Here is an 8279-nt window from a genome sequence, read left to right on the forward strand (position 1 = left end):
ACCTCAGCGCCCGCCTGGACTCCGGGTGCCAACCCTTATGTATGCCAATACACGGCGGGTTGGCCGTCCTCGCCAGGCGAACGCTGAGAACCCGCAGCGGTGCCGGTTGCGAGGGTGGGCTATGCGCCTGCGGCGCATGCGACCCTCGCCGCGCGGTGCCGGTCGTGCTTCGCGGTCACAGACCGCACCCTCCGCAAATTCAATGGAAATTGGACATCCGATTTCCATTGAATTTGCGGACGTTGTCCGGAGGAGGGGCTGCTGGTCCACATCCGGCGCCGGTCGCCGGGTGTCCGGCGCGGGGGCCTGATTTTGACACTGGGCGCAACGAATCGATGTCCGAGGCTCTGGTTTCGTTAACGTTCGATCGAAAATGTCGCTGATCGCAGACGTTTTGGTTCGTCGTGGTTACGCTTCGAACCGTGACCGAACCACACGTCCAGAGCGAGGTCGGGCCGCTGCACTCGGTGCTGCTGCACCGGCCGGGCACGGAGCTGAAGCGACTCACTCCGCGCAACAGCGACCAGCTCCTGTTCGACGCGATCCCCTGGGTCGATCGCGCGCAGGAGGAGCACGACGCCTTCGCCGAGGTCCTGCGCAGCCGGGGCGTCGAAGTGCTGCTGCTGCGCAGCCTGCTCACCGACGCGCTGCGGGACTCGCGGGCGCGGGCCGCGGCCGTGCTGTCCGGCGTCGACGAGCTCAAGCTGGGCGTCGACATCGCCGACACCCTGCGGTCCCACCTGTCCAGCGTGGACGACGCCGCGCTCGCCGAGATCCTCATCGCGGGCATGACGTTCGAGGAGCTGCCCGCGGCCGAGGGGCAGTCGCTGGTGCGCCGCATGCACCACGCGCACGACTTCGCCATCGAACCGCTGCCGAACCTGCTGTTCACGCGCGACTCGTCGGTGTGGGTGGGCGACCGGGTCGCCATCGCAGCCCTCGCGATGCCCGCGCGCCGCCGCGAATCGGCGCTTACCGACCTGATCTACGCCTACCACCCGCGCTTCTCGCACGCCGCACGCGCGTACGGCGCCCACTCCGCCCCCGTCGAGGGCGGCGATGTGCTGCTGCTCGCGCCGGGAGTGGTGGCGATCGGCGTCGGCGAGCGCACCACACCTGCCGGGGTGGAGTCCTTCGCGCGCTCGGTCTTCGCCGACGACCTGGCGCACACCGTGCTGGCCGTGCCGATCGAGCAGCGGCGCGCGTCGATGCACCTGGACACGGTGTGCACGATGGTCGACCGCGACGCGGTGGTGATGTACCCGGCCATCCAGGACTCGCTCGAGGCCTACACGCTGCGCCCCGCGGGCGAGGAGCTGAAGGTGACCGGCCCGACGCCCTTCCTGGAAGCCGCGGCGGAAGCGATGGACATCGACCACCTGCGCGTGATCGACACCGGCCTGGACCCGGTGACTGCGGAGCGCGAGCAGTGGGAGGACGGGAACAACACCCTGGCGCTGGCGCCCGGCGTGGTGGTCGCCTACGAGCGGAACGCCGAGACCAACGCGCGGCTGGAAGACGCGGGCATCGAAGTGCTGCGCATTTCCGGTTCGGAACTCGGTTCCGGCCGCGGTGGACCGCGTTGCATGTCCTGTCCGATTACCCGCGCCCCTCTCACCTGATCGTGCAGTCGGTGGAGGCTGCCATTGCGCAATTGATCCACGCAATGACAGCCTTCACCGACAAACGATCACTCGAATTAGTGACACTGCGCTCAACACCGGTTACGATCTAGTCAGCAGGTCACCTACCAGCCAAAACAGGTCAGGTTTGGCTTGCCTTCGATTTCTTAGGATTGCCTGCGTTAATTGCGGCGACCTTAGCCTTGCCGAATTCAACTTAGGGTTCCCTGGAATGAAACTGGATTAATTCCAGAGTATTCTGATGGCATGTCTGTCACCGCGAAGAAGATTCAGCACAAGGAATCGAAGTTCGAGCACCTCCTGCAGGAACAGGTGCGCAACGAATTCACCGCCTCGCACCAGTACGTCGCGGTGGCCGTGTGGTTCGACGACAACGACCTCCCGCAGCTGGCCGGGCACTTCTACCGGCAGGCGCTCGAGGAGCGCAACCACGCGATGATGATCATCCAGTACCTGATGGACAACGACATCAGGCCGCGCATCCCGGCCATCGAGCAGGTCCGCGACGAGTTCACCGAGACCCGCGAACTCGTCGCGCTCGCCCTCGAGCAGGAGCGCGAGGTCACCCGCGAGATCGAGGCGCTGGCCAGGACCGCCCGCGAGGAGAACGACTACCTCGGCGAGCAGTTCATGCAGTGGTTCCTCAAGGAGCAGGTCGAAGAGGTCTCGCAGATGTCGACGCTGCTCAACGTGGTCGACCGCGCCAAGGGCAACCTCTTCGACGTGGAGACCTTCCTCGCCCGCGAATCCGTCGGCGACGAGGGAGCCGACGCCACGGCCCCCAAGGCAGCCGGCGGCTCCGTCTGATCCTGCGCCTACTCGCCCGGCGGTTCGCTGGTCTGGTTCGCCGAGGACGTCGGGTTCGGTTCGCTGGTCTGCGTGGGGTTCGAGCTCGTCGGCGGCGGTTCCGACGTCTTGGTACTCAGGATCGTCGGGAGCTCCGACGTCCTCGTCGACGTCGGGGGCTCGTAGTGGGGCAGGGCCGGGGGCCGTCCCGGTGGCTCCTGCTGTTGCGGTGGCGGCGGGGGTTGTTCGGCGCTGGTCGGGTCCGGCTCCGAGGTCGTGTGCACCACCGGGGGGACCGCCGGCTGCACCGGCTGCTCGGCCTTGTGGTTGGCCAGCACCACACCGCCGCCCGCCAGGACCAGCGCCGCGAGGGCGCTGCCGGCGGCGGCCATCGCGTTGTTGCGCTGGCGTCGGCGACGCGCTCCAGCGACCACCGCCCATTCCGCCCCGGTGCGCACCGGGATGTCCAGGCGGTCGTCACGGAGGATGCGGTTCAGCTCGTCCTCCAGGTCCATCACACGTCACCTCCTTCCAGCGACCCGAGCCTCTTGCGCAGCGAGGCCATCGCCTTGCTCGCCTGGCTCTTCACCGTTCCGCAGCTCACGCCGAGGCTCTCGGCGATCTCCAGCTCGGAGAGGCCTTCGTAGTAACGCAGCACGACCACCGCGCGTTGCCTCGGCGGCAAAGATCGCAGCGCCTGCCACAGCGGCTCGTTCTCCAGCCGGTCCGGCTGGGCCTGCGCGGGGACGTCCGGGAAGTCGGCGAGCAGCGTCTCGCGGCGCGTGCGGCGCCAGCGGCTGACGTGCGTGTTCGCCATCGCGCGGCGCACGTAGGCGGTCGGATCGCCGCAGTTGCGGCTGACCTTGGCCCAGCGCGCGCCGACCTTCTCCAGCACCGCCTGCACCAGGTCGGCGGCGTCGTGCGGATTGCCGGTCAGGGCGTGGCCGTAGCGCATCAGTCCGGGCAGTGCTACCCGGACGAACTCCGCGAAGTCGTCTTCCGTCGCCGCCATATCCCCCCGGCGCGCCCGCTGGCGAGCACCGGCCGTCTCGGCGGCGGTCGGCACTGCGGGCAGGTGCGCGGTCACCCGGTCCACCCCCGTCCACATCGGGCATCGCGTGGAGAACACGCCGCTGCCCGTCCGGGGGTTGCCTCCTGAATACCGCGATCACCCAATTGGCGCATCGAACGAAGGAACTAGCCGCGAGAAGCAGCGAGCCGCCGGCGCATCGGATCCCGACGCGCCGACGGCTGCGGTGGACTCACGCGATTTCAATGGAAATCAGACGTCCGATTTCCATTGAACTTGCGGATCAACGGATGGTGACCTGGCGGCCTCGGAGGCCGTCTCGGGCTCGGCGCTCTGCCGCGTCGAGGGGCTGGTCGTCGAGGGAGGCCAGGGCTTCGGAGAGGCGTCGGCCCAGCTCAGCGGCCGGTTCGTCCCACTCGCGGGCGTGCTTCTCGCGGTCCAGGTCCCACACCGGGACCAGGAGGCCGTGGGCGCGGAAGGATCCCGCGTAGCGGCTGTCCTCGCCGAGCGCGAGCTCACCGCGGGCGGACAGGCGGGCCATGGCGGCGACGAGCTGCTCCTCGGGCTCCGGGCGGACCCAGCGCAGGTGCGCCTTCTCGCCCGCGTCCACCCAGTAGGCCGACTCCACGCCTTCGGCGACCAGCCGGTCGGTGGGCATGATGGCCGCGTTGGCCCGCTCCAGGGACAGCGCCACCTCGCCGGTCGGCTCGACGTCGTCGGGCAGCCACCAGGCGAAGTCCTTGTGCACCTCGACCTCGAGCTTCGCCTCGGGGTCCAGCACGTCCTGCAGGCGGGCCGGCACGGTGCCCGCCTCGGCGGTCTCGGGGCCGACGACCGGCAGCGATTCACCCAGCTCAGCGCCCTGCACCCACTCGACGGCGCGGGCCAGGTCGCGGCTGATGTCCCCGGAGTGCGTCTGCACCTGGAGGCCGACGAACGACTTGTCGTCGTTGCGGCGCAGCGCCGCAGCGGCCATCGGCAGCACGGTCGCCAGGGTGATGTCGCCCTCGCCGCGCAGCGGCAGCTTCGCCGTCGCGGACGGCACGAACTCGCGCAGCGCGATCAGCTCGCACTCCGCGGCCAGCCCCTCGAAGGGCCGGGTCACGATCACGTCGGCGGCGCCACCGGCAGCACCGTGGCAGGCCTTGTAGCGCTTGCCGGAACCGCACGGGCAGGGCTGGCGCGGCTTGATCCCGGTGTCCGCCCCGGGCTTGGGCGCGGTTCGCTTCGACACTGCAGATCCCCTCGCTCTCGGTCAAGTCGCAGTGACGCTACCGAATCGAGGCAGGTCCGAATCAGCCAGGTGGGAGCGGGTCGACGCGGGCGAGTTGGTGGCCAGGTACCGCACCCCGCTGCGCCGGCAGAGATCGACGTCGGCCAGCTCGTCGACGGTCCAGCAGTAGGTGTCGCGGCCGAGCGCGGCGGCGCGGTCGACGAAACCGGGATCCTCGCGCAGCAAGCGGATTCCGGGACCGGCGATGTCGGCCCACGGCGGCAGCACGCCGTTGCGCCACGAGTCGCGGAACCGGTCGAACAGCAGCACCGTCGGCACCAGCGGGGCTGCGGCCCGGAACCGCCGAACGGCGGCCTGGGAGAACGACATCATCACCACCGGCGAGTTCTCCGGGTCGGACGGCTCGGCCAGGCCGTAGCGCGCGAGCAGCGCGACGAGCTTGTGCTCGACCAGTCCGCCGTAGCGCACCGGGTGCTTGGTCTCGACGAACAGCTGCACCGGTCGCGGGTGGTCGTGGACGAGGGCGAGGAGCTCGTCCAGGGTCAGCACGCCGCGCTCCGGCACCGGGCGGGTGCGGCGCACCAGTTCGTCGGCGGTGTCCGGGAGTTCGCAGTGCCAGCTGTCGAAGTCCACATCGGACATCCCGGCGAGGGTCAGCTCGCTGACCACGCCGCGGGCGCTGGAGGTCCGGTCGATGCGCCGGTCGTGCACGCACACCAGGTGTCCGTCGCGGCTGACCCGGATGTCGCACTCGAGCGCGTCGGCGCCCTGTTCCAGGGCCAGTTCGTAAGCACCGCGGGTGTGCTCAGCGCGGTGCGCCGAAGCTCCTCGGTGCGCAACGACGTCGGGGGTCGGCTGCCACACGCGCCCGATTATCCGGACCGGGCAGATCCAATTCCGGCATCTGTGACGCAACGCGCGCGCCGAAGACCCGTGAGCACTTCGGGTCGCTATGGCAGCCCAAAGTGCTCACGGGTCCTGAGCTGCCGGAACGGAGCGCTGTCAGCGCGGAGCTGTGGCGGAGCGCTCGGCGCGCGGAAGTGGTGGGGTCGCGCGGACCGCGCGGACCTGGAGGTGGCGGAGCCCGGTCGGGTCCGGGGCGACCAGCAGGGCCATCACGTACTTGATCAGCCTCGCGGTCAGCACCGCCAGGAGCGTGACCAGCGCGTTGTTCAGGGCGTGCAGGACGACGCCGTCGGCGAGCGCTTGGACGCTGCCGCGGAATCCCCAGACGATCGTGAACCAGCCGACCAGCAGCGTCGCCACCCACGTCGCCCACCAGAACCGGACGCGCAGGGTCGGGAACGGTCGCGCGCCGCGCTCGCGGTCGCCCTCGGCGATCAGCACCGAGTGCTCCAGCTCCGCCACCGCCGAGCCGGGCACGAACAGGTTCAGCCCCGGCACCAGCACGCCGACGACCACCTGCCAGTCGGGGCGGGCGTTGTGGACTCCGATGCGCTCGGCGGCCGCAGCTCGCGCACGCAGCCCCCACAGCACGACCAGCACGCCGGCCAGCGCACCCACCACCCACAGCAGGACCCCGGTCATGCCGACCAGCGCGTCGGAGATCGCCAGCGGAGTGCGCGCCAGCGCCCCGTCCCTGCTCAGCAGCAGCAGGACGTAGCGCCAGGCCTCCGCGAAGGTCCCCAGCCCGGCGATACCAGCGGTGATCCACAGGACCACCGAGGCGGACCTGGCCGAAGCCTCCGCGCGCACCGAGGCGTTGATGTTCGCGCGCGCGGGCAGCGCGAGCGGCCACCGCCACGCCAGCATCGGGAAGCCCCAGCGCGGCACAGCCGGGTAGGACGGCGGGCCGGTGTAGCGGCGCGGCTGCCGTCGCTGCTTCGGGCGGCGCGGACCGCCCGGCGGGGTGGCGACCCACCGCGCCGGGCGCTGCGCAGGTCCTGGGTTCACAGCACGTACGGCTCGCCGTCGTCGGACACCATCGGCCGGCCGATGGCCGACCATCCGTTCATGCCGCGCTCGACGTTGACGGCGTCCCAGCCGTTGGCGTTGAGGTAGGCGGTGACCTTCGCCGACCGGCCGCCGGAACGGCAGATCACGTAGACCTGGTCGGCTTCCGGGATCTCGTCGAGCCGGTCCACGAGCTCGCTCATCGGGAGGTGCACGGCCTGGGGCGCGTGCCCGGCCTGCCACTCGTTGCTCTCCCGCACGTCCAGCAGGACGCTGCCCTCGGGCAGCTGGGCGGGGAGATCTTCCGGCTGCACACCGGGCACCTGGTTACCGGGAACTGGCGTAGTCACACCCCGATGCTGCCACGCCGCACGTGGTACCCGCGTGAGACCCGCAGAGCCCGTATCCGAACTCGGTGCGCGCAGTGGGGCGATCAGCGGGAAAACTTCGTTGACCAGGAATAATGCGAGTCCCGTTCGGGGTTGTTCACGCTTTCGGTCGGTCCTGGGCTCGAAATTGGCGATCCAAGATCATCACGTGCGAAGGTTCGCTTGTTCGATTCAGCTCCGACCGAAAGGGGTGCCCGTGACTCGCCGAGCCGTCCTCCGCTGGCCCAACGGCAGCGACTGGGGCCATCTGGCCGAAGTCCCGGACGAAGGCGGGCTGCCCCGCTTCACCGGCTTCGTCCGCATGACCGACCCCCGGGTGCGAGCCCTGATCGCCGGCAACACCCCGCAGCCCGTGGACGACGACATGTGGGAAGTGCACTTCACCGCGGCCGAGACCGAACTCGTCCCGGCCTGAAACAGCGGAGCGCCCGCCCGGCACGTGGCCGGACGGGCGCTCCTCGACGAAACGTCAGTGCGAGACCGCCTTCTCGGCGCCCGCACCCGTGAGGGAGCGGACCTCCATCTCGGCGTACTTCTCCTCGTTCGTCTTGTCCTTGCTGACGACCGTGCCGATGTAGCCGAGCAGGAAGGACAGCGGGATCGACACCAGACCCGGGTTCTTCAGCGGGAACAGGGCGAAGTCCAGCGCCGGGAACATCGCCTCCTTGTTGCCGGAGACCGCCGGGGAGAACACGATCAGCACGATCGTGATCGCCAGACCGCCGTAGATGCTCCACAGCGCGCCGTTGGTGTTGAAGCGCTTCCAGAACAGCGAGTACAGCAGCGTCGGCAGGTTCGCCGAGGCCGCCACCGCGAACGCCAGCGCCACCAGGAACGCCACGTTCTGGCCGTTGGCCGCGATACCGCCGAAGATCGACACGATGCCGATCACCACCGCGGTGATCCGGGCGACCTTGACCTCGCCGTTCTTGTCGTCCACCTTGCCCTTCTTGATCACGTTCGCGTAGATGTCGTGCGCGAACGAGGCGGACGCGGTGATCGTCAGACCCGCGACCACGGCCAGGATGGTCGCGAAGGCGACCGCGGCGATGAAGCCCAGCAGCAGCGGGCCGCCGATCTCCAGCGCCAGCAGCGGCGCGGCCGAGTTGACCCCGCCCGGCGCCTCCTTGATCACGTCCGGCCCGACCAGCGCGCCCGCGCCGTAGCCCAGGACCAGCGTGAACAGGTAGAACAGGCCGATCAGCCAGATCGCCCAGACCACCGAGCGGCGGGCTTCCTTGGCGGTGGGAACGGTGTAGAAGCGCATCAGCACGTGCGGCAGA

10 protein-coding genes are annotated in these 8279 nt (G+C 69.7%); 3 read left to right on the forward strand and 7 right to left on the reverse strand.

Going from position 1 to position 8279, the window contains the following annotated elements:
• Positions 1-422 precede the first annotated feature (422 nt).
• Entirely contained in the window at positions 423-1622 is a 1200-nt protein-coding gene (gene arcA, locus ABTZ89_RS31540) for an arginine deiminase (protein WP_351051578.1), read from the forward strand.
• Positions 1623-1889: 267 nt separating this feature from the next.
• Positions 1890-2450, forward strand: a complete 561-nt coding sequence (locus ABTZ89_RS31545; RefSeq protein WP_270950898.1) for a ferritin — start codon at positions 1890-1892, stop codon at positions 2448-2450.
• 8 nt (positions 2451-2458) lie between these two features.
• Here ABTZ89_RS31545 and ABTZ89_RS31550 read toward each other — a convergent pair whose 3' ends face one another.
• From ABTZ89_RS31550 to ABTZ89_RS31575, 6 genes are all read right to left on the reverse strand, one after another.
• Positions 2459-2944 (reverse strand): hypothetical protein, encoded by a 486-nt coding sequence (locus ABTZ89_RS31550; protein WP_270950900.1) that lies wholly within the window; start codon positions 2942-2944, stop codon positions 2459-2461.
• Positions 2944-3516: a SigE family RNA polymerase sigma factor gene (locus ABTZ89_RS31555; protein WP_408641890.1), complete on the reverse strand. Its 573-nt coding sequence runs from the start codon at positions 3514-3516 to the stop codon at positions 2944-2946. Before ABTZ89_RS31555 ends, ABTZ89_RS31550 begins: the two co-directional genes overlap by 1 nt.
• Positions 3517-3742: 226 nt before the next feature.
• A complete protein-coding gene (locus tag ABTZ89_RS31560) occupies positions 3743-4693 on the reverse strand; it encodes a DUF5926 family protein (RefSeq protein ID WP_270950902.1) in 951 nt (316 codons plus the stop codon).
• Positions 4694-4714: 21 nt separating this feature from the next.
• Positions 4715-5557, reverse strand: a complete 843-nt coding sequence (locus ABTZ89_RS31565) for a glycerophosphodiester phosphodiesterase (RefSeq protein ID WP_351051583.1) — start codon at positions 5555-5557, stop codon at positions 4715-4717.
• 138 nt (positions 5558-5695) lie between these two features.
• Positions 5696-6607 carry a DUF4328 domain-containing protein gene (locus ABTZ89_RS31570; RefSeq protein ID WP_270950905.1) on the reverse strand — a complete coding sequence of 304 codons (912 nt, stop codon included), beginning with the start codon at positions 6605-6607 and terminating at the stop codon, positions 5696-5698.
• Positions 6604-6957 (reverse strand): rhodanese-like domain-containing protein, encoded by a 354-nt coding sequence (locus ABTZ89_RS31575; protein WP_408641891.1) that lies wholly within the window; start codon positions 6955-6957, stop codon positions 6604-6606. The genes ABTZ89_RS31570 and ABTZ89_RS31575 overlap by 4 nt, the downstream gene beginning before the upstream one ends.
• 235 nt (positions 6958-7192) lie before the next feature.
• Here ABTZ89_RS31575 and ABTZ89_RS31580 point away from each other — a divergent pair, with 235 nt between their 5' ends.
• Entirely contained in the window at positions 7193-7411 is a 219-nt protein-coding gene (locus ABTZ89_RS31580; RefSeq protein WP_270952756.1) for a hypothetical protein, read from the forward strand.
• Between the two features lie 54 nt (positions 7412-7465).
• Here the strand turns inward: ABTZ89_RS31580 and ABTZ89_RS31585 are convergent.
• Positions 7466-8279 (reverse strand): solute symporter family protein (locus tag ABTZ89_RS31585; protein WP_502949626.1); only part of this gene is annotated, 814 nt, incomplete at its 5' end.

The sequence above is a fragment of the Saccharopolyspora sp. NPDC002686 genome, from assembly GCF_040295745.1.
GTDB classification, from domain to species: domain Bacteria; phylum Actinomycetota; class Actinomycetes; order Mycobacteriales; family Pseudonocardiaceae; genus Saccharopolyspora; species Saccharopolyspora oryzae.